Below are 22545 nucleotides of genomic sequence, written 5' to 3' on the forward strand. Positions count from 1 at the left end.
ATAGCCATGTTTAAGCAGTTTACAGAAAACATATCGGGAAACCAGATCTATTTGCTTTCCTCGTTGGGTATATTCCTCGTATTTTTTATCGTAGTAACCGTTTTGCTGATGCGCCTTCACAAATCACACGTGGATCACATGAGCGACCTGCCCCTGCAAGATAACCTGATTAACCCATCTCAAAAATCACAATCATGAAATTTTACCGGATAGCTATTTTATTGCCTTTGCTGTTGTTTGCACAACCGGCTCTTGCCGCCAATGACAGCCTGTTGCCCGGAGATGTGATGAATGCGATTGGTTATGTGGCCATCATTTTAGCCCTAATACTATTTTTGGCCGTGATGCTGATGTTGTTGCGCACATTTAAGGTGCTTACCCGCATCATTTTAAAAATGGACGGCTATACTGAGGAGCAGATAGCTGCGGAAATGGCGCCAGCTAAAAAGGAGAAAAAGCCCACAGGAGAAGTATGGAATAAATTACTCTCTTTAAGGCCTTTATCGGAAGAAAAGGAAATCCTGATTGAGCACGATTATGACGGTATACAAGAGCTGGATAACCCTACGCCAACCTGGTTTATGGTGCTTTTTTATGGCACTATCACATTTGCCGTAGGATACTTGCTGGTTTATCACGTTTTGGGTATAGGCCAGTTGCAGTATGATGAGTATAAAACCGAGGTGGCCCAGGCGGATATTGCCAAAAAGGAATATCTGAGCAAAGCGGCTAACCGCGTTGACGAAAATACCGTGAAACTGGTTTCTGATCCGGCTGTACTGGCGTCGGGACAGGCCATATTCAAACAAACCTGCTCGCCTTGCCACGGCGAACATGGGCAGGGTGTTGTAGGGCCTAACCTAACCGATGATTACTGGTTACATGGCAGCAAAATAAGCGATTTGTTTAAAACCATTAAATATGGTGTAGCTGCTAAGGGCATGCCTACATGGGAAAAACAATTATCGCCCAAACAAATATCCGATGTGGCCAACTATATCAAATCAATCCACGACACACATCCTGCCGGAGCCAAAGAGCCGCAAGGGGTAAAAGAGGTTGACGAAGCAGCCTCAACAAAACTGGCTTCAAAATAAACCTGAACAGATGAGCGGATTATTAGTTGCGGAGGAAAGTGGAAAACGGAGATGGATGTATCCGCTTGTTCGTAAGGGTACTTATTATAAGTGGCGCAACTTGTTGAGTTACGTTTATCTGATCTTCTTTTTCACGGGCCCTTTTTTACGTATTGACGGCCAGCCGCTGTTAATGCTGAATTTTGTGGACCGCCAGTTTGTTTTGCTGGGCCAGGTATTCTGGCCTCAGGATATTTTTCTATTCATGCTGGCATCGCTGGTGTTTTTGGTTTGTATTGTTTTATTCACTATCGCTTTCGGCCGAATATTTTGTGGCTGGATTTGCCCGCAAACCATATTTATGGAAATGGTATTCCGTAAGATAGAGATCTGGATAGAGGGTGATGCCAACAAACGCAAAAAGCTGGATGCCGGGCCCTGGACCAAAGAGAAAATTATTAAAAAGACAGTTAAACATCAGCTGTTTATTGTGGTGTCTTTTTTAATCGCCAATACTTTTCTGGCCTATATCATCGGTAGCCAGGGATTGATCCGCATTATCACTGAGCCCATCAATAAACATTGGGTAGGTTTTTTTAGCATCTGGGTATTTACCATTGTTTTTTACCTGGTGTACAGCCAGGTGCGCGAATTAGTTTGCACCCTGATTTGTCCTTACGGCAGGTTACAAAGCGTATTGATAGATCAGCATACCCTGGTGGTGGCTTATAATGATGTACGCGGCGAGCCCAGGGGTAAGCTTGAAAGAGTACCCAATCTGTTAAACCCCAAAGGGGATTGTGTTGACTGCGGTTTGTGTGTGGCTGTTTGCCCAACGGGCATAGATATCCGCAAGGGTACGCAGATTGATTGCATCAACTGTACCGTGTGTATCGATGCCTGCGACGAGGTGATGGATAAGATCCATAAACCCCGCAAACTGATCGGTTTCTTTTCCGAAAATATGATCCGCCGCGGCGAAAAACCGAGCTTTAACACCCGTATGATGGCCTACACAGCAGTAATAACTGTGTTGCTTGGCGTTTTGAGTTACTTTGTTTTAAGCAGGAGCGATATGGACATCACCGTGATGCGTAGCGCGGGTATGCTTTACCAGCAGCAGCCGGGCGGCTATATCAGTAATATTTATAATGCCGAGATCATCAATAAAACGGATAAAAGCCGCACTATCGCTATCCGAGCTGATGATCCGTCAATTCAAATAAAATATATACAAGCGCCAGGCACAATTGCCAGCGGGGGGGCGGTTAAGGCGGTATTTTTTATCCTCGTGCCCGAATCAAAAATACATGCTGCAAAAACAGATATCCATCTGCAGCTAATAAGTGGGCAAAGGGTTATACAAACCGTGAACACTGCTTTTATAGGACCAATAAACGATTGATAAAATGAACTGGGGAAAGGCAATTATTACGGGTATGATCACTTTCATGCTTTTTATTCTGGCGATGAGCATTTACATGTTTATGGCTCCTACGGATGATTACGATCATCAATATTATGAAAAAGGTTTAACCTTTAACCACGACTATAACCGGGAAGAACAGGTAACTAAAGACCATGCCCAACCATTGGTGAGGCTGACAGATCAAAACATTAACTTTCATTTCACGGCTCCGGCAAAGGGCAAGGTAAAGTTTATGCGGCCGGCCAATACAGCCTTAGATGCCACTTACCAATTTAATACCGATAAAGGTATAGATGCTGATTTACCCCGGCTGGAAATTCCGGCAGGGGAGTGGCAGCTAACCGTTGAATGGCAAAGCAATCAAAAATCGTACTTGTATCACCAGGAACTATATATCAAATGAGCAATAACGAGATCGCGTTTTTTATAGGCCTGTTTGGGAGTGTGCATTGCATCGGCATGTGCGGTCCGCTGGCCTTCGCGGTTCCGGTTGTAAAAAATAATTGGTGGCTGCTTGTTGCCGATAAGGTAACCTACAACGTAGGCCGGATGTTAAGTTACACTTTTTTAGGCTTGCTGATGGGCTTGATAGGAAGGCAGCTATGGCTATCTGGCTTGCAGCAGGGTGTAAGCATGGTAAGTGGGATGCTGATTATTATGGCCGGCTTATCCCGGCTTTTAAAAATAAGGCTGGTGCATCATCCTGTATTTTCGTCGTTATTACAGCCGGTTAACCGCTTATTACAATATGCTCTGCAACATCAGGCAGGGCATTTGATGATAGGCGTGCTGAACGGATTTTTACCCTGTGGCTTTGTTTACCTGGCACTGGTAGGCGCTATAAATACCCCGTCGCCATGGGGCGCCGCCCAATACATGTTTTGGTTTGGCGCAGGTACTTTCCCCCTGATGCTTGCGGCTACCGTAGGCTCGGGTTTTATGGGGCCGCTTGTGCGCAGGCGTATCAATAGGGCCATGCCTTATTTAATGGTTTGCATCGGCTTTTGGTTTATCCTTCGCGGCATGAATCTGGATATTCCTTATTTAAGTCCCTCAAAATCAATTTCAGGTAGCAATATTTGCCATTAGGGTATTCAGAGCTAAATAATAATGCCGATATTTATGGTTTGCCTAAAGGTGGCAATCTATAAAATGCTTTTGTTAAATTACAGCTATGCTAAGACATCTGGGTACCAAACGAACGTATGGGCACAATGTTAAATTGGCCTCGTTGCTGGGCTTAACCGCCGGATTTGTAAATGCCTCGGGTTTTTTGGCTTTTGCTGTGCTTACCACCAATGTAACCGGGCATGCGGCCTTATTTGCCGAACGTATTGCTTTACAGGATTGGAAAACCGCCCGTGTGGTTGCCCTTTGGATGTTTCTTTTTTTAGCAGGTAGCTTTTTTTGCAGCCTCATCGTGTCGTGGATTGGCCGCAACCAACGATACTCGTATGTTATCCCTATCCTTATCGAGATCGTTATCCTGCTTGTGGTGGCCCTGTCGGGTTACCGGTACGATCATAGCCTGGTTGCCAAAGAACTGTATGCCGGGAGCCTGCTTTTTGCTATGGGGCTTCAAAACTCGCTGGTATCACTTGTTTCGGGCTCTGTAGTCCGGACAACGCACCTAACCGGAACTTTTACCGATTTGGGAATAGAATTAGGGCAGGTTGTTCAAAAGAAACGGGAAGACCGGCCCGCACTTGCCTCGCGCATTAAGCTTAGGTTGGTTATTATCGTTTTTTTTATGAGCGGGGCATTAGCCGGTGCTTATTTATTTCGCCGGTTTAGTTATCACTCCTTTTTGATCCCGGTGGCTATCCTGGCCCTTACACTTTTATCTGATGTTTTCAGGATTAGGGTAAAGTGGTATTACCGGCAATTGCATAATCCGTTTAAAAAACATTGATTGACTTTGGTGGAAATACAGCAAGCGTATTGACTATCTTGATGATGGTGATTTAAAGAAATAAAATACGATAGTTGAAGCGTAATAGCAGGTTATTTTATAGCTTGATTAGCTTTTTAAAATGTGAGACGGATCACTTTTTTTTGAAATACAGATCATGGTTCAGGCCGGATAATCGCGGGATATTTGTATAACAAAAAGAAACAATCATGGCTACTTTAACAACACAACACGCCCAGTGGACAACTCAAGAAGGGAAAAAAGAACAAGAAAGCAATCTGTGGAATAAGTGGCTTGCTTTTGCCGATAGCCAGGCATCCAAAAAAACCATGTGGTTTATGGTTGCATTGATGGGGCAAGGTGTACTTTTTTTACCGATTCCGGCTTTATTGATGTACTATTTTGATGCTCCTATTTATGTGTTAGCTATAACACTCGGCTTATTTTTTGCAAACTTTATAGCCGGTATGGGCGGTTCAAATATACGCACAACACTTTCGCTATTTGCTCTGAGCATTATAACGCATTTAATTATGCTGCTGGTGTTTATATTATAAGCCAATGCAGGTAAACATGGCGATAAATACTTCTGTGGAGAAAATATTTTAATACCGGGTAGCTGGTATCTATCCGCAAAGAGTTTTTATTGCTGTGTTGTTTTTTAATAATGAAGTGAGGCTGATTGTATCAGCTTCGCTTTTTTATTTGCAAAGTTTTGCGGCGGTTGGCTGAACTATAGGGGAAGGGTTTAAGATCTCTTCAAAATATTCCCTAACAATATGCATTAATATTTCAAGGTTTTGCAAAGGCATTGAACCGGTTTGAGCGTTAAACCTAAGGGTATATCAAATTATTAAGGTAACTAACCCATCAAACCATCCCGATACAGATTGGGGGAACTGCACATTAACCGCAGTCAAACCTTACACAGCCATGCTGAAGAGCTGTGTGGTAGGTACATTGGCCCACAACCGCGCATCAAGCGCCATGCAAATATTGCGCAGGAAGCCTTTACCCAGCGGTGTTACGGTAAGGCCGCCGGGGCTTAGCTCAATCAGCCCGTCATTGGCCAGGACCTGCAACCGCTGTATGCCTTCGGCTACAGCATGGCTTGGAACTGCTAAATGATGCCATTCGGTATGGCCCTTACACATGATATCCAGAATATGCTGGCGGATAATCAAGTCGTCATCGGTGAGCAAATGCCCTTTAAAAACAGGTAGCTTGCCGCTATTTACCAGTTGCAGGTACTCTTCAACAGTTTTAACATTTTGAGCAAACGCGTTGTATGAATCACTGATTGATGATACCCCCAAACCGATTAATAGCCGGGTATGCTGTTGGGTATAACCCATAAAGTTACGATGCAAATTACCCGACTTTTCGGCCATAAAAAGCTCATCGTCTGGTAAGGCAAAGTGGTCCATCCCTATTTCATGATAGCCATAGCTTTTGAACAGGCTAACGCCAATTTTGTGTAGCCTGGTTTTGGCTTCGGCGTTGGGGAGGTCTTGTTCTGTAAAACGCCTTTGCCCGGGTTTTATCCAGGGTACATGCGCATAGCTGTAAAATGCTATCCGGTCGGGCATTAATTTCGATACGATTTCAAGTGTATTGATCAGGCCCTCCACCGTTTGTAAGGGCAGGCCGTAAATCAGGTCGTAATTAATTGAGGTATATCCTATTTGCCTCGCCTGCTGCGTTATGGCGGTTACCTGCTCCACACTTTGATCGCGATTGATGATGAACTGCACCTTCGGGTCAAAATCCTGTATGCCCAGGCTTAAACGGGTAAAGCCAAGCTCGTATAGGGTTTGCAGATGGTCGAAAGAAGTATTAGCCGGATGGGCCTCAAAACTAAACTCAGCCCTGGGATGTACTACGCTATCCTTCAGCAGGCCTTTAATCAGATCGTTTAAATTATCGGCGCTAAAAAAAGTTGGTGTGCCTCCGCCTAAATGGATCTCGCGGATAACCGGTTTTTCGTCCATCATTTGCAGATACATAGCCCATTCCGTTAATACCGCGTCAATATAGGGTATTTCAACAGTATGGTTTTTGGTAATGCGGGTGTTGCAACCGCAATAAGTGCAAAGGCTTTCGCAAAAGGGCAGGTGTATGTACAAGCTCAGTCCGTCGGTGCCATTGCTCTCTTTAAAAGATAGTTTAACAGAATCTTCCCAGCCCGTTAGGCTAAATGCAGCCGTATCCCAATAAGGCATAGTAGGGTAACTGGTATAACGCGGAGCCGCTACATTGTATTTGCCGGCCAAATATTGATCCACCATAATTACCGTATTATTCTTTTTTATTTACCGGGATAGCCTGGCAGTTTTTTGAACAAACACAGGCATCGCCCACACATTTATTTTGCTGCCATAAATCCAGGTTGCTGATGGTTTGGTTTGCAATAGTTTGCAGGGTTTCTTTAGTTAAGTAAGCCTGGTGTGGCGTAACCAATACATTTTTATGCCGCATTAAAGTTTGCAGCACGGTATCTTTTATGGTATCATCCTCGTGATCTTCAAAAAACAAACCATTTTCGTACTCATAAACATCGAGGCCCAGGTAACCGATTTTGCCGCTATCTAATGCTTCCATCACATCTATGGTATCAATTACGGCCCCTTTAGATGTGTTGATGAGCATCACGCCATCCTTCATTTGGTCAAGTGTGTCTTTATTGATGATATGCCTTGTAAACGGAGTAAGCGGCACATGTAACGAAATAATATCAGCCGAGGTGAGCAGGTTAGCCAGTGTTACGCGTTCGGCATATTGAGCTGTTTCGGGGTAGTGTATATCGTAACCTAATACTTTGCAGCCTAAGCCACTAAATATTTTGGATACCAACTGCCCGATATTACCCATACCTATAATGCCAACTGTTTTATCAGCGAAGTTGAAGCCTACCAAATCGTCGTTCCTGAAATCGAAAAGATGGCTATGCTGATCGGCAGTAATTAAATGGCGGTTAAGGGCAAAGGCAAGCGCTACGGCATGCTCGGCAATAGCATCTGGCGGATAGCTGGGTACGTTTGATATTTTTATGCCCAAACGGGTAGCTGATGCGGTATCAATATGTTCGGTATCTGCAGTGCGGGTAGCAATATATTTAATGCCCAACGCCGCTAATTTTTCAATTACCGGCGCCGAAACATCATCATTACTAAACACAATTACAGCATTTTTACCTTCGGCAAAGGAAACGGTATCAAGGCTCAATGGGTTTGATATTAAGGTAATATCGTGTTTTTTTTGATTGGCCTTGGCCAAAAATTCCTTCTCAAAAGGTTTTATACTGTATGCTACCGCTTTCATCCGCAATTTTTTTGTATAGCAAAGTTATCGGTAATGGCTTTGCCACGGCGTGAGCAGTGTCAGTAAGAAAAGTGATCTATGTCAGTTTTTCATTTTAGAAAGTCGTACCGCATCCAGTATCGTAATCGTGCTCCCTTTTTTATCAATCAGCCCTTCGTCTTTAAAATCCGAAAGGGTACGGCTAACTGTTTCGGTGGCCATACCGGCCATTGCGGCCAGGTCTTCCCTCGTTATTTTAAAGCTTTCAATGTTTCCATCATGCTGTTTGTGTAGCCTGAGCATCGCTTCGGCCATTCTTTTTCGTACCGAGTGGTAGGCTAACTGCAGTAATTGATCTTCTTTTTCGCGGATATCACTTGCAAGCAGTTTGATAAACTCGCGTGCCACATCGGGATATAAATTTAATAACGGCTCAAGCAAATCCTTTGGTATCAGGCAAAGCGAACTATCCTCTAAAGCGGTTGCCGTATCAGAGTAGGCTTCATTAGCCAGCATGGCATGTATACCAAGGTAATTGTCGGCCACGTAAATGCCTGTCATCAGTTCACGTCCGTCTTCGGCCAGTTTAATGGTTTTTACCCTGCCGCTCAATATCAGGTAAAGGCCATTGCCTTTATCGCCCTCATAATATATTACCTGGTTTTTTTTAAACTGGCGGTATTTACGCTCCTGGATAATCTTCTTCAATTCGGCAAGGCCATTGTTTTTAGAAACCAGTGTGCTTAAGTTATCCAATGATTTACTATAGAAGTTTTTTTGAATTACCTTTTTCTTTAACCTGCTTTCAATGGCATTTAAAAGATCCATATCATCAAACGGTTTGGTAAGGTAATCATCGGCACCCATTTCCATGCCTTTGCGCAGGTCAACGCGCTCGGCTTTGGCGGTTAAAAATATAAAGGGTATAGTTGCAGTTTCGGGGTTTTTATTCAACATGTATAGTACACCGTAACCATCCAGCTCGGGCATCATAATATCGCACAAAATAATGTCAGGCAAGTTTTTAACTGCCAGATCTACGCCTTTTTTGCCATTATTGGCTTCGTAAACCTCGTAGTTAGCTAATTCCAGTATTTCTACTACATTCTCCCGAATGTCATTATTATCTTCAATGATCAGTACTTTTTTATTCATTTTGTGGAAATAAGATAGTAAACGATGTGCCCTGGTTAACGCTGCTTTTAAAGTTAATTTTGCCCTTCATCAAATCGGTATAACGGGCTATAATATTTAAACCCAGGCCTGTGCCTGGTATGTTGCCTGTGTTATGCGCCCTGAAAAATGCCTCAAACAAATGTTTTTGATCAGCTTCAGGGATACCTATCCCATTATCTTTGATAGTTACTATGCAATGATGATCATTTATCTCGGTATTGAACTCAATAAAAGTATTCTCTCCAGAATATTTGATCGCGTTGGCGATAAGATTAATAATGCAGTTTTTTAACAGGTTAGGATCTAACTTAACGGTGCTTGATATGCCGGTATGCTGGTAGATGATGTTTTGGTTTTGCTTGGCTACCATCTGCATTTCTTCAGTTATTTCTTCGGAAAGTTTAACCAGGTCAAAATTATGGAACGATGGTTCAACCTTGCCAGCCTCCAGTTTCTCCAACGACAGGAAATCGTTTAATATCGTTGTTAAATTCCCTACAGCATTTTTTATTTTGGCAACATGCTTAGCTATGTTGGGATTATCAAACGGCTGCGCATATTTATCTATCAACGAGGCCGATAGCTGTACTGCGCTTAAAGGCGTTCTAAACTCGTGCGAAGCCATAGACACAAAGCGGCTTTTGAGTTGGCTCAGTTCTTTCTCCTTTTCGAGCGATAAGCTTACTTCCTCTTTAGCTTGCTGTAAGGCCTCAACGGTTTTTTTTAATGATTGTGTACGTATCTCCACAAGCTCTTCCAGGCGCATGGCATATTCTCTTAAGGTTTCTTCAGCCTCTTTTTCGCGGCTCAGATCGTGAATAATACCAGTATAAATTTTTCGCCCGGAGTACTGCACCTCGCTAACTCCTAATCTGAACGGAAACTCTGTGCCATCCTTGCGCAAGCCCTTTACCTCGCGCCCGATACCGATAATATGGGGTTTGCCCGTATTGTTGTAACGATTGAGATAGTCGTCGTGGCGCTCGCTGTCCGGCGGGGGCATTAACATGGATATATTTTTACCAATCACATCTTCTGGCACATGCTGAAAGAGTTTGCAAGCTGCAGGATTTATAGACTCTATGCGCCCCCTTTCATCAATGGTAATAATGCCATCAATAGCATTTTGTATAATAGCGGTTAGCAGGGCGGCATTTTCCATAACTGGTAATATGTTGACAATAATATCCTTTGGCAAATATCAAAAATGTAGAGCATACAGAATGTAATTATTTTCAAGGTAGAAAGTGACATTGCTCACTTTTATGTTCAATATTTTAGTTTAAATATACTTAAATGTTTTTAACTACCCGTTTTACGCGGTTTGTTGTAGTAAAACAGTTGAATGATGGGCATCACCTTTTTACGTTGAAGTTATCATTTTTTAAAGGGGGATACCCGCATATTTTCGTGTGAAAATTGATGTTGAAAACCTTTTGGGCCCACAAGCATGTATACTGTAGTGTTGGTGAGGCTTGGCAGCTGGTTGTTTTTTACACATACAATCATTGGCCGGGGTTAGTCAGTGTATAAATCCCTGGTGGGGTACCGTTAAGTATTTCGAGAGAATACCGGAAAAACTTGTTAAATAATGGCTCCGGTATTGATGGCTCGGCAATTAGTAGGCCACATGAGGCTTTTAAACACAAGTAAATGCATCATGGTTTCTCAGCACAGCAATTTGACTCCAATTATGAAAGACGCAGCTTTATTTAAGGCCGTTATTGAAAACGTGGTTGATGGCATTGTCGTCATCAATAAAAATGGTTTGATCAGGTGTGTTAACCCCTCGGCTTGTTTGTTATTCGGATACACCAGCGATGAGCTGTGCGGAAAGAATGTGAGTATGCTGATGCAAGCGCCTGAAGGTGCTCGGCATGCCGGATATGTAGAGCGCTACGAGCTAACAGGGCAAGCCGCTATTATAGGAAAGGGCAGGGAGGTTAAAGCGGTAAAAAAAGGCGGTATCGTTTTTCCGGCAAGGCTCGCAGTAGGCGAGGCCAGCCACGAGGATCAACAGGTATATATTGGTATCATTCACGATCTGAGCCTGGAAAAAGAAGCCGAAGAAAAATTGCAAAAATACACCAATAAACTGGAGGCTGTAGTTGAAGAGCGAACCGGATTTCTGAAAAATATAGTGCATACACTGGAGCAGGCTAAAGATGAGGTAAATATTTCGCTACAGAAGGAGAGGGAAGTTAATCGCTTAAAAACGAGGTTTGTTTCAATGGCTTCGCACGAGTTTAGAACGCCTTTAAGCGGCATACAGCTTTCGGCTTCGTTAATTGAGTATTATTATAACCGCCAGGATAAGCAAAAGGTATTGAGCCATTTAAAAAAAATTAAAGTTTCGGTGGGCGAATTGACCGCGATTTTGGATGATTTTTTATCTGTGGAAAAAATAGAAGCCGGTAAATTAAAGTCGTGTTTTAAGGAATTTGATATCCGCGAGATGTGTTTGGAGGTTATGGCCGAAGTAGGCACCCAATCCAAACCCAAACAAAAGATAAGATACAAGCATAAGGGTGATACCACAACAGTTTCTCTTGATTGCACGCTATTAAGGCATTGCCTGATTAATTTGCTTACAAACGCTATCAAATATTCGGGCGAAGATGCTTTTATTCATATCGAAACCATTATCAACTCTAAAATGTACCATTTGCGCGTGCGCGATAATGGCATAGGTATACCTGCGAACGATCAGGCTAACCTTTTTGAGGCTTTTTTTAGGGCTCAAAATACAACCGGTATCCAGGGCACCGGTTTAGGCTTAAATATAGTTAAGCGTTATGCCGATATGATGAATGGCTTTGTTAGGTTTGAAAGTGTTGAAAACCAGGGATCTGTGTTTACCATATCGTTCCCCATAGCAAAGAAAAAAGCAAATTACAGCCGAGTTTGTGTTTGTGACGAGGATCATAGTTCGTGTTGATTATTGTCATGATAGCTCATTTTTAAATAACAGACCTTTATATCACAAAATAAAATCAACTGCTATGTCAACTTTAATAAAATCAAACGGCACTTCACCTCATGGAGCCAGAATGGAGGATTTTTGGAATACTGACAAGGTTTTTACAGGCGCGGCCCATGCCGACCAATGGTTTCCGCCTGTTAACATCCGCGACTCGAAAAAAACCTATGAGCTTGAAATAGCTGCACCCGGCTTTGAAAAAGAGGATTTTAAAATTACTACCGAAAATGGCCTGATGACAATAATTGCCGAAACCAGTGACGAGAAAAGTGAAGTTAATGGAAATTATGCACGGCAAGAGTTTTCGCGTGCTGCTTTTAGCCGTACGTTTACTCTTCCTGATAATGTAGTTGAAGATAACATTAAGGCTCATTACAAAAACGGTTTACTTACCGTTGCTATGGATAAAGCTTTTAGCTGTTTTAGCGCAAAAAAAGAAATTGTTGTAGAATAGGCTTAATAGCTTGTTTAGTATAAAGATTTAATACCAACTGATCTCGGATAAAATAAACTATTGAATTAAGAGGAGAAAAAGCGGCATAATCATTATGTCGCTTTTTTTATTTCTTTAATAACAGCAACTACAGCTATAATGGCAAGGTACTTGGTAAATATAAATTGGTTATTGATTAGAACATTATTTTAATAATCAATAAATTTATTCACTTTTATTGTTCCTTAATTGAACCGTTGACAGCCTGTTATGCAAACAAGACAACATCTTTTTTTGAATAGTGTATGGGATGATGCTCCCTCAGGGTTAAATGCCGGTAAATGCCAGTTGGTTTTGGCATTCGGGTCGTCCGAGAGTATTGTAAAGCCAGAGGTATTCCAATATTTAAAAGCAAGCTACCCCCAGGCAGATATTGTTTTTTCGTCAACTGCAGGCGAAATAATGAACGACTCGGTTTATGATCATAGTGTGGCAGCAACGGCTGTCGAGCTGGAGAAAAACAAGGTTAGATGTGTAAAAACTAACATTAACCAACATAACAACAGCTTTGAAGCCGGCAACTTCTTGATGAAGCAGTTAGCACAGGATGATTTACGCTGCATCTTTATAATTTCTGACGGAACCTTTGTAAACGGTAGCGAACTGGTTAACGGGTTTAATGAAGCTAATCATCTGAACGTACCTGTTACGGGCGGTTTGGCAGGTGATGCAGACCGGTTTGAAAAAACATTTACCGGCCTCAACGAGATTCCGTCACAAGGTAATGTGATAGCTGTTGGTTTTTATGGTTCTGGTTTATTGGTTGGGCATGGATCATTTGGCGGCTGGGACGAGTTTGGACATGAGCGTACGATAACCCGGTCTGATAAAAATGTATTATACGAAATAGATCATAAAAACGCACTCGATCTTTACAAGCAGTACCTGGGTGATTATGTGAATGAGCTACCGGGTTCGGCCTTGCTTTTCCCGCTCTCCATCAAAATCAATGGCTCCGAAGAGAATTTGGTGAGAACGATATTGAGCGTTAATGAAGAAGCCAAATCAATGACGTTTGCTGGTAACCTGCCCGAAGGCAGCAAAGTAAGATTAATGAAAGCCAACTTTGATAAACTGATAGATGCCTCGTCAATTGCAGCAACAAACTCTTACAGCAGCATCGGGAGCCAACACCATGAACCTGATTTGGCTATACTGGTTAGCTGTGTTGGCCGGAAGCTGATACTCCAGGAGCGGACTGACGAGGAAGTGATAGCCGCCAGAGAAGTGCTTGGCAGTAAAGTTACCATAACAGGCTTTTACTCTTACGGAGAGATATCGCCATTTAGCGCAGAGTCAAAATGCGAACTGCACAACCAAACCATGACGATTACAACACTAACAGAGATCTGATAATTTATGGAGTATCATAGTGTTTTAAATAAACAAATTAAAAAGTTACTTCCGGAGCGCTATTTAGAGGACCAAGCAATACTGAGCTTCTTAGATAGCGTAAGTAATTCGTATCACGCTTTTGACAGGGCAAAAAAAATATCCGAGCATGCATTTACGATCAGCGAGCGCGAATACCAGGAAGTTAATAGCTACCTGCGCCGCGAGAACGAAATAAAACAAGAATCCATATCCGAAATAAAAAAGGCGATCAGTTCTTTGTCGCCCGATTCTTTGTTGCCCGAACTTGATTCCGATTACGACCTGATCCATATCATCGGTTTTCTACACCAGCAGATTGATAAGGCTAAAGAGCTGGAAACTCAACTGATTTTATCGAAAGATATTGCTGTAAAGGCTGCATTAACTAAATCGCAGTTTTTATCAACCATGAGCCACGAGATTCGTACGCCAATGAACGCCGTGATAGGTTTCACTCATTTGCTGTTACAACTTTCTCCGCGGCCCGAACAGATGGAGTATCTTAAGCTGTTAAAGTTTTCGGCAGAAAACCTTTTAGTGCTGATTAACGATATATTGGATTTTAGTAAGATTGAGGCCGGAAGGGTTGAATTTGAGGAGGCCGATTTCAGCATTAAGGATCTGGTGAGCAATATTCGGCTTGCTTTGCTGCAAAAGGCCAATGAGAAAAATATCCAGCTTAAACTCCTGATGGATCATGATCTGCCCGATGTGGTTAAGGGCGACCCGGTAAGGATTGGGCAGATATTAACCAACCTGATTAGTAATGCGGTGAAGTTTACCAAAGAGGGTAAAGTAACCATTGTTGCATCGCTCCACAAAAAGTACGACGATTATACTATAGTTGATTTTGAGGTGATCGATACGGGCATTGGGATAGCGGCCAATAAATTAGACGACATATTTGATAGCTTTACGCAAGCCGCATCAGATACTACCCGTAAGTTTGGCGGTACAGGTTTAGGGCTCACCATAACAAAAAGGCTGCTCGAGTTAATGAACAGCGAGATTAAGGTGAAAAGCGAACCTGGAAAGGGGTCGGTTTTTTATTTTAGTTTGAAAATGAGAAACAGCACTGTTAAGTTGGTCAACAGCACGAATAACCAACTCAAAACTGAAACCAAAAGCCTGAAAGGGGTTAAGTTATTGATAGCTGAGGACAACCAGATTAACGTGATATTGGCTAAACAATACATGCAGTTGTGGGATGTTGAATGCGATGTGGCCGAAAATGGCGAAATTGCATTGATGCTGGTACAAACAACCGATTATCACATGATTTTGATGGACCTGCAAATGCCAGAAATGGATGGCTATCAAACTACCGTGGCGATAAGGAACTTGCCCGATGAGAAATTTAAAACATTACCCATTATAGCGCTCACTGCATCGGCTATGCTTGATATCAAAGATCAGGCATTTGTGGTTGGAATGAACGACTATATTAGTAAGCCATTTAACCCCGATGAGTTATACCGCAAAATAGCCTTGTATTCCAAAATTGGCTTGGGCTATTAGCTAAGTACTACTTTTATTTAACGAGTTATACCCAGTATAAAACTAAGGGCCGAACGTTTTAAGATCATGATAATTAAGTAATTGATGGTTATGGTGATGCTAAAAGCAATACCCAGTATAAGAGCCATAGCCGGTAAATTATTGTTGAATTTGTAGTGAGCTATAAAAGTATTGACATAGGGCATTAATTCGGTAATAATTATGCAATGCATCAGGTAAATGCCGTAAACATAATTTTGAGGATTTAAACGGTTAAGGCGTTTCATCCGGCTGGATTTTAATAGTGTTAAGAAAGCAATTACCGACAGAATTGAATTGGATATTTTGATTGATGCATAAGGATCTGCACAACCTATGCTGTTTAATTTGATGGCCTCAAAACAAGCTGCGATAAAAAACAAGGCCAATAAACCCGATAACACCGGCCAGGAAAGATGATTTAATATATTTTGCACTGTAGCAGAGTGGGTTTTTATTTGCATCCCTAACCATAAAAAAAAGATATAGCCTATAAATGCCTTGGTATGATCAACGGGTATCCATGCATAATAAAGGTTAACGCCGTAAAATAAAGTAACGCAGGCAAGCAGCACGCCAAACCAGAGGTTTTTAACATATTGTTTAAACATCACCAAAACCATAACAGATAAAATGGACACCGGTATAAACCAATAGGCCGAGTGGAAAAGGAATATTCTGAATAAACCCAGCATAACAACTATTGTATGATGGGGATTATGTACCATTTGTTGCAGACCTAACTCGCGCATGGTTTGGATAAACGTGAATGACGATAAAAAAATAGCCCAGGGGAGTATGAGAGAAAACAGGCGGTAACGGAGATAACCAAGGGGATTAAACCGGGATAACTTGTCGTTAATTAAAAATCCTGAAATTATAAAGAACATCACGGTGCCAATTCTGCCGGTTTCGAGTAAAACTGTTTGGATAATTTGTTCATTCTGTTTAAAAAATACTTTATGCTCTATGCTATATAGGCAATGCCCCCAAACTACCGAAGCTATAGCTATGAGCCTGATGATGTTTATTCTTGAGGCATATTGTTGAGCTAAGGTAACATTGTCTGCTTCAACTGTACGTGCAGGCTGCTTAGGTAATACCCTTAAGGGGGTTGGCTCGATATAACCGTAATTGGGATTTTGTTGCACTTCTGCAGTCAAAAAAAAGTTGAAGCTTGGTGTGGTGGCTACGGGTTGCATAGTATTGAGCATTTTTTCAGGTTATTTATGGCGATATATTCATTAAATGTGCCAGTATTTAAAGCATTGATTATTAGTTGTTTATTTGTTTTTTATTGTCTATTTTTGAGAAAAGCTTCTATAAAATGGAAAAAAGCCGGTTGCATTTATTTTTAAAATGCTTGCCTTATTGTACCCGGGATTTATAGCTATGGTAAAACGGCGTTTACACCGGTAGGTTATTGTAGTGGAGTAAATTACCATATCTTTTATCAAATTATAAAAGATATCTGAAATATTAAGGGTTAATCCCGCTCGCTATAAGTAATTTAGCAGTATTAAACCCAACATAACTTATACGTTGCCGTATAAGTTACATAGTATGCCAATTGTTATTTAAACCCAATGAATAATAAGCTAACGATTTTTATTGTTGAAGATGATGAGTGGTATGGACAGATACTGCACTATCATTTATCAATGAACCCCGACTATGATGTTAAAGTTTTCATGACGGGTAAAGAATGCCTTGACAACCTTTATCAACGGCCCGATTTAATCACCATCGATTTTTCGTTACCGGATATGAGTGGTGATAAGCTTTTTAAAGAAATACGTGTCACGGCGCCTTACGTGCCTGTAATCGTGATAAGCGCCCAGGAAAAGATAGCTACCGCGGTTGAGCTGCTCAAGATGGGCATTTCCGATTATTTTATTAAAGACGACAATACCAAGGAGTTGCTATGGAATGCCATTATCAAAATTCGTGAAAACATATCGCTTAAGGAAGAAATCAGGGTACTGCGCGCCCAACTGGTAGATAAGTATGACTTTACTAACCTGATTAAAGGAAACAGTCCCGCTATATTAAAAATATTTGCGCTGATGGAAAAGGCGGCTAAAACGGTGATCAACGTTTCGATAACAGGCGAAACTGGTACAGGCAAAGAGCTGGTGGCCAAAGCCATCCACATGAACTCGGACAGGCGTGAAAAGCCGTTTGTAGCCATCAACATGGCTGCTATTCCAACTGAGCTGATGGAGAGCGAATTATTTGGACACGAAAAGGGCGCTTTTACAGGAGCTATTGGCCGTAAAACAGGCAAATTTGAGGAGGCTAACCACGGGACGCTTTTTTTAGATGAGATAGGGGAGTTGGACATGGCCGTTCAAAGTAAATTGCTGAGGGTTTTACAGGAGCGCACACTGCAGCGGGTTGGCGGAAGCGAAAAAATAATTCTTGATGTACGCATCATTGTTGCTACCCATAAAGATTTAGCCGAAGAGGTGGCCAAAGGCAAGTTTAGGGAAGATCTTTATTATCGCGTTATTGGTTTGCCCATTGCTCTGCCGCCGCTACGGTCAAGAGGTGGAGACATCATGTTCTTATCTAAATTTTTTCTTGACCAGTTTTGTAAAGAAAATAAAATGCCTTCAAAATCCATCTCCGCAGGAGCCAGGCAAAAGCTGTCATCCTATAGTTACCCAGGTAATATTCGGGAGTTAAAAACCATTATCGAGCTTGCAGCTATTATGTGCGACGGCCCGGAAATTAAGGAAACAGATATCACCTTTTTGCCGACCGTGAAAAATGGTGATTTTTTAGCACAAGAAAAAACCCTTAAAGAGTATACACAGCAAATTATACAATATTACCTCAATAAGTATGACGAAAATATTGCTATAGTTGCCCGTAAACTGGATATAGGTAAATCTACCATTTATAAAATGATACAGCAACAGGAGCTATAATCCCTTTGTTTATGGAAACCGATGATATCAGCCTACTAAAAAAACAAATTGATCGTCAGCAGTTGGAAATTACCAGGTTAAACCAGGAGCTTGCCCTTGCAAAAAATTCTGGTTTGCCCGCCTGCAACGGGTTAGGCGATAAGCGTGATGCAGATAGCCATCTCGCTGAAACCGTTTTCAGGCTTTCGGCCACTATTTCAAACTTAAACGAGGCTGTTTTGCTGGAAGATGAAAACCGGAAAATAGTGTTGGCTAATGCTTCGTTTTGCAAAATGTTCAACTTGAAAGCCGATCCGCAGAGCCTTGTTGGACTTGATTGCAGAGGGTCTGCCGAGGAGTCAAAGTTTCATTTTAAAGACGAGGCCGGGTTTGTTGTGCGTATTGAGAACTTGTTGAAAGATAGAAAGACCGCTGTTGGCGATGTGCTTGAATTGAAAGACGGGCGTATTTTGAACAGAGATTTTATCCCCATCAATATTGCCGGCAACTACATTGGCCACCTATGGAAATACCTGGATATAACAGAACAAAAAATTGCCCAGGATGCCATAAGGCGCCGTGAAGAAAAATACAGAAGGATTATTGAAAACATGAATCTGGGCCTGCTGGAAGTTGATACCGAGGAATGCATCATTTTTGCCAACCAAAGTTTTTGTGATATTACCGGATTTTTACCTAACGAGCTGATTGGTGTAAATGCCGCCAAACTATTTCTGGGAAACCGGGACGAGGAATCGATGAAGGAAAAAAGAGAGCTTCGTAAACAAGGTATATCTGATGCTTATGAATTGAAAATTAAAACTAAAGCTGGTGATCATAAATGGATGCTGATTAGCGGGGCGCCCTTATATGATGATCAAAAAAAATTAACCGGATCCATCGGCATACACCTTGACATTACCGGGCAAAAACGCCTGGAGAGTGATTTGATCGAAGCCAAAAAAATAGCTGAAGAATCATCCAGGGCTAAAGAAATATTTTTGGCTAACATGAGCCACGAAATCAGGACGCCTATAAACGCCATATTGGGTTTAAGCAGGTTATTAACAAAAACCACACAAAATAGTCAGCAAAGAACATATACCGAGGCAATTATTAAATCCGCTGAAAACCTGATCGTTATTATCAATGATATCCTCGACCTTACTAAAATTGAAGCCGGACAGATACAAATAGAAAATATAGAGTTTAATCTTGCCGATTTAATCAAACAATTAGAGGGCGTACTGAGATATAAAACAGAAGAAAAGGGCTTGGAGTTTGATGCCACCACGAGCGTTCATGTACCGCCGGTATTAATGGGCGACCCATATCGGATAAACCAGGTACTATTAAATTTAGTAGGCAATGCCATTAAATTTACAGAAAAAGGCGGTATAGAAGTGTGGTGTAAATTAGTTGATCAACAAAAAGATGTAAATGAAATACAATTTACGGTAAAAGATACAGGCGTTGGTATGGAACCCGAGTATCTTAAACATATTTTCACAAATTTTAGCCAGGAGGATGCCAGTATAACGCGTAAACATGGTGGAACCGGGCTTGGTTTGAGCATATCAAGGCAACTGGTTGAGTTAATGGGCGGTAAAATACATGTTGAGAGTACAAAGGGTTTAGGCACAGTAATCTCTTTCACGCTATTGTTGCCTACTGGTAAAATTGAGTCTGTATCACAGCTAAGCGATGGCAGCGTTGAGGTTAAACAAAATTACAGGGCGCTTATTAACCGTGAAATTTTATTAGTAGAAGATAATGAATTTAACCGTTTACTGGCCAGTACGATACTTAACACCTATGGGGCCGTTGTTACCGAAGCCTGGAACGGAAAGATAGCTACCCAGATGGTACAGGAGAAAAACTTCGATTTGATTGTTATGGACGTGCAAATGCCTGTAATGAATGGATTTGAGGCGAGCAGGTATATCAGGCAAACATTAAAGTCGGCAGTACCCATTATTGCGCTTACGGCCAATGCCATTAAAGGTGAGGATATTAAATGCTACGAGGCCGGTATGAATGAGTATATTACCAAGCCTTTTGAAGAAAAATATTTAATTAACCTGATATGCTCGGTGCTAAAAAATAAGCCTGCTAACCAAAGAGGTGCTACAGAAATAAAACGTGCCGAAGGGGAACTTTATAGTTTGGAAACTCTAAAACAAACAGCAGGAGCCGATTCGGCATTTGTAAACCGGATGCTGTTAATGTTTATTAAACAAGGCAACGAAAGTTTAGCTCAGATTGATGAGGCCTTAAACGAAAAAGATTTAGTTAGATTAAAGGCGCTTGCCCATAAAATAAAGCCAAGTGTAAACTACCTTAAAATGCATGGCTTAAGCCAATGGATATTGAAAGTGCAGAACTGGGAAGGTGGGGCAAACGATGAGCTTACCAGGATTGTGAAAATACTTCAGGATAAATTGCGGGAGGTTATCAATGTGATAGAGGCCGATTTAGCCAAGCAATAGCATAACCAAGAGGTGATGTTAGGTTGATCAGTACCTGTACCTGGATTCAAAATTTCAAACTTAGGCATAGCTTTTGACCTGATAGCAAAGCTGCATTTGATAGTAAGAGAGAAATGAGATTAAAGCTCGTAAATGGAAAAAACGCGGTTAATGTAATTAACCGCGTCAATTTAAATATAAGGGGAATTAGGGTTTTTAATTTAATGAAGCAGTAGATAAAAATTTATTGCCGAATAATTGATCCAGGTTACTATAAACCACCTGCATATGGCCATTGAACAATGATGAAATTTGTTTATTGAACCTGTCGGGAGTAAATAATGCGGCATGCTTCAAACATGCCGTTGATATTTGATTGTATAGTAGTTGGTCTGTACTTAACACTCTTAGGGCATGGGCTATCACATCCAGATTTTTACTATCCATCGCTATACCATGTTTTTTAGGATTAATCAATTCTATCAAGCCGCCATGTTCCGGCACAATAACAGGTTTGCCGTAGTACATTGCGCGCAGAATGTTAACATCAAACGATTCCAGATACTGATCGGTGTCGGACAGATTAATAACCACACTTGCTAAATCAAAAAACGATTGGAAGTTTGCCGTTTTGTTAAAAATATACAAGTTAGGTAGTTTGGTATTTAGCGGTTCGAAGTTTTTTACCTGGTCAAAATCACTGGTAATAACCAACTCAAATAACATATCAGGTAATTGTTTAGCCAGTTTTACAAATTCGGCAATACCTTTGTAGGCCTTTAGGGGCGTTATCATTACTACGGCAAAAGGCTTATTGGTGTAATTAGTTTCGGGCGCAATCCTGTTTCTGATAAAGTCAGCCGAAGGCGTATGGTAAATAACGGTCTGTTTTTTTACCGTTAAATTCAAACGGAGTTTAAGGCTGGCCGAAGTAAAAATGACATGGTTGGCGGTAATGTTAGTCATGTAAATCAGAAATTTATCTTTCAGGTCGGGATGTACGGGAGTGTTCTGGATATGGTAAAAAACTTTAGCGCTGTTGATTTTAGCAGCAAGCGCTGCAATAAACGGACTGGTGGAACTGACATAAACAGTGTCACCAGGCTTTGACATTTTAAGCACCATAAAAAATAACTGTAGCTGTGATATCAAATAATAGATAACTTTAAGAAAGCCGTTGTTTGTTTGATGGTTACGCACCAGGTGTTTTTTTACTTTATCCGAGAACCTCAGGGTATTGCTGGGCTCGCTCGTGATCAAATCAACGTGGAAACCATCTTTCACCAAACTTATCAACGATTGATTAAAAATTTCGGCATCTTCGCCGTATTTGTTTGAGATTTTTACTGCAATTACCCTTTTCATATTTTTTTATAGCTTGTAATTGCAAGGGTAATTGCTAATGCTGTGCCATGGATTTAAGTTGTTGATTATTAGATTGTTTGTGTTTTTAGGATAGTTGCTTTTTTCTATATTTTGGAAAGTAGTACAGTTTTGGGAAGGATTTGTGTGGCTGTTGTTACATAGTAGCCTACCCACGGATTGTAAGCTAACAATTAACCCTCTGGTTGATATTTGACATTTCAAATTGTTAAGGCGTATTTTAGGATGTTGTTTATGGCGTTAGCGGCGATGCAAGCCATGCCCCAAAGTTGTGGATATATTTTATACACCATCAATTAGCGTACTTGCTAATAGCTATTTTAATTGATAGCTCTACTTGTTATTTGAACAACTTAAGTACTCCGATCTCTATTTTAAAAGATAGGCAAATTGCACTAATTTCGAATTTAAGGGTTGAAAAATTTAAAATCTTGATAAAGATATTCGGTGTTTTAGTATTATGATACAATTACACTATTGTTATATAATATGAGAATATGCTTAAT

Annotated in this window: 19 protein-coding genes; 13 read left to right on the plus strand and 6 right to left on the minus strand. The window is 41.2% G+C overall.

Annotated elements, in window-relative coordinates:
- Positions 1–6 precede the first annotated feature (6 nt).
- The 7 genes from MUCPA_RS17725 to MUCPA_RS17755 all read left to right on the plus strand — a co-directional run bounded on the left by MUCPA_RS17725 (position 7) and on the right by MUCPA_RS17755 (position 4974).
- Complete coding sequence (locus tag MUCPA_RS17725; RefSeq protein ID WP_008508248.1) at positions 7–198, plus strand: hypothetical protein; 192 nt, start codon at positions 7–9, stop codon at positions 196–198.
- Positions 195–1097, plus strand: coding sequence for a cbb3-type cytochrome c oxidase N-terminal domain-containing protein (locus MUCPA_RS17730; protein ID WP_008508251.1), 903 nt, complete (start codon positions 195–197; stop codon positions 1095–1097). Before MUCPA_RS17725 ends, MUCPA_RS17730 begins: the two co-directional genes overlap by 4 nt.
- 10 nt (positions 1098–1107) lie before the next feature.
- The gene (ccoG, locus tag MUCPA_RS17735; protein ID WP_008508252.1) at positions 1108–2481 is read left to right on the plus strand and encodes a cytochrome c oxidase accessory protein CcoG; all 1374 of its coding nucleotides are present in this window, start codon (positions 1108–1110) and stop codon (positions 2479–2481) included.
- Between the two features lie 4 nt (positions 2482–2485).
- Entirely contained in the window at positions 2486–2908 is a 423-nt protein-coding gene (locus MUCPA_RS17740) for a FixH family protein (protein ID WP_008508253.1), read from the plus strand.
- Positions 2905–3594: a sulfite exporter TauE/SafE family protein gene (locus tag MUCPA_RS17745; RefSeq protein ID WP_008508254.1), complete on the plus strand. Its 690-nt coding sequence runs from the start codon at positions 2905–2907 to the stop codon at positions 3592–3594. Before MUCPA_RS17740 ends, MUCPA_RS17745 begins: the two co-directional genes overlap by 4 nt.
- An 85-nt stretch (positions 3595–3679) precedes the next feature.
- A complete protein-coding gene (locus MUCPA_RS17750; RefSeq protein ID WP_008508255.1) occupies positions 3680–4417 on the plus strand; it encodes a YoaK family protein in 738 nt (245 codons plus the stop codon).
- A gap of 209 nt (positions 4418–4626) precedes the next feature.
- A complete protein-coding gene (locus MUCPA_RS17755; protein WP_008508256.1) occupies positions 4627–4974 on the plus strand; it encodes a hypothetical protein in 348 nt (115 codons plus the stop codon).
- Between the two features lie 366 nt (positions 4975–5340).
- On the opposite strand, the gene hemN is transcribed toward MUCPA_RS17755, so the two are convergent.
- From hemN to MUCPA_RS17775, 4 genes are all read right to left on the minus strand, one after another.
- A complete protein-coding gene (hemN, locus tag MUCPA_RS17760) occupies positions 5341–6705 on the minus strand; it encodes an oxygen-independent coproporphyrinogen III oxidase (protein ID WP_008508258.1) in 1365 nt (454 codons plus the stop codon).
- A gap of 10 nt (positions 6706–6715) precedes the next feature.
- Positions 6716–7738 (minus strand): 2-hydroxyacid dehydrogenase, encoded by a 1023-nt coding sequence (locus tag MUCPA_RS17765; RefSeq protein ID WP_008508259.1) that lies wholly within the window; start codon positions 7736–7738, stop codon positions 6716–6718.
- A gap of 81 nt (positions 7739–7819) precedes the next feature.
- Positions 7820–8872 (minus strand): response regulator, encoded by a 1053-nt coding sequence (locus tag MUCPA_RS17770; protein ID WP_008508260.1) that lies wholly within the window; start codon positions 8870–8872, stop codon positions 7820–7822.
- Positions 8865–10055 (minus strand): PAS domain-containing sensor histidine kinase, encoded by a 1191-nt coding sequence (locus MUCPA_RS17775; protein ID WP_040626119.1) that lies wholly within the window; start codon positions 10053–10055, stop codon positions 8865–8867. Before MUCPA_RS17775 ends, MUCPA_RS17770 begins: the two co-directional genes overlap by 8 nt.
- 531 nt (positions 10056–10586) lie before the next feature.
- Here MUCPA_RS17775 and MUCPA_RS17780 point away from each other — a divergent pair.
- From MUCPA_RS17780 to MUCPA_RS17795, 4 genes are all read left to right on the plus strand, one after another.
- Positions 10587–11831, plus strand: a complete 1245-nt coding sequence (locus MUCPA_RS17780; RefSeq protein WP_040626121.1) for a PAS domain-containing sensor histidine kinase — start codon at positions 10587–10589, stop codon at positions 11829–11831.
- 64 nt (positions 11832–11895) lie between these two features.
- Positions 11896–12327 carry an Hsp20/alpha crystallin family protein gene (locus MUCPA_RS17785; protein WP_008508263.1) on the plus strand — a complete coding sequence of 144 codons (432 nt, stop codon included), beginning with the start codon at positions 11896–11898 and terminating at the stop codon, positions 12325–12327.
- 249 nt (positions 12328–12576) lie between these two features.
- On the plus strand, positions 12577–13719 hold the full coding sequence (locus tag MUCPA_RS17790) for an FIST signal transduction protein (RefSeq protein WP_008508265.1): 1143 nt from the start codon (positions 12577–12579) through the stop codon (positions 13717–13719).
- 6 nt (positions 13720–13725) lie between these two features.
- Positions 13726–15258: an ATP-binding protein gene (locus tag MUCPA_RS17795; protein ID WP_008508266.1), complete on the plus strand. Its 1533-nt coding sequence runs from the start codon at positions 13726–13728 to the stop codon at positions 15256–15258.
- Between the two features lie 17 nt (positions 15259–15275).
- Here MUCPA_RS17795 and MUCPA_RS17800 read toward each other — a convergent pair whose 3' ends face one another.
- Positions 15276–16490, minus strand: a complete 1215-nt coding sequence (locus MUCPA_RS17800; protein WP_008508267.1) for an acyltransferase family protein — start codon at positions 16488–16490, stop codon at positions 15276–15278.
- Between the two features lie 372 nt (positions 16491–16862).
- Here MUCPA_RS17800 and MUCPA_RS17805 point away from each other — a divergent pair, with 372 nt between their 5' ends.
- Together MUCPA_RS17805 and MUCPA_RS17810 are read left to right on the plus strand one after the other, a co-directional pair.
- Positions 16863–18209, plus strand: coding sequence for a sigma-54-dependent transcriptional regulator (locus MUCPA_RS17805; RefSeq protein ID WP_008508269.1), 1347 nt, complete (start codon positions 16863–16865; stop codon positions 18207–18209).
- 11 nt (positions 18210–18220) lie between these two features.
- Positions 18221–20677, plus strand: a complete 2457-nt coding sequence (locus MUCPA_RS17810) for an ATP-binding protein (protein WP_008508270.1) — start codon at positions 18221–18223, stop codon at positions 20675–20677.
- Positions 20678–20872: 195 nt separating this feature from the next.
- Here the strand turns inward: MUCPA_RS17810 and MUCPA_RS17815 are convergent, their stop codons facing one another.
- Positions 20873–22021: a glycosyltransferase family 4 protein gene (locus MUCPA_RS17815; RefSeq protein WP_008508271.1), complete on the minus strand. Its 1149-nt coding sequence runs from the start codon at positions 22019–22021 to the stop codon at positions 20873–20875.
- Positions 22022–22545 lie beyond the last annotated feature (524 nt).

The sequence above is a fragment of the Mucilaginibacter paludis DSM 18603 genome (assembly GCF_000166195.2).
GTDB classification, from domain to species: domain Bacteria; phylum Bacteroidota; class Bacteroidia; order Sphingobacteriales; family Sphingobacteriaceae; genus Mucilaginibacter; species Mucilaginibacter paludis.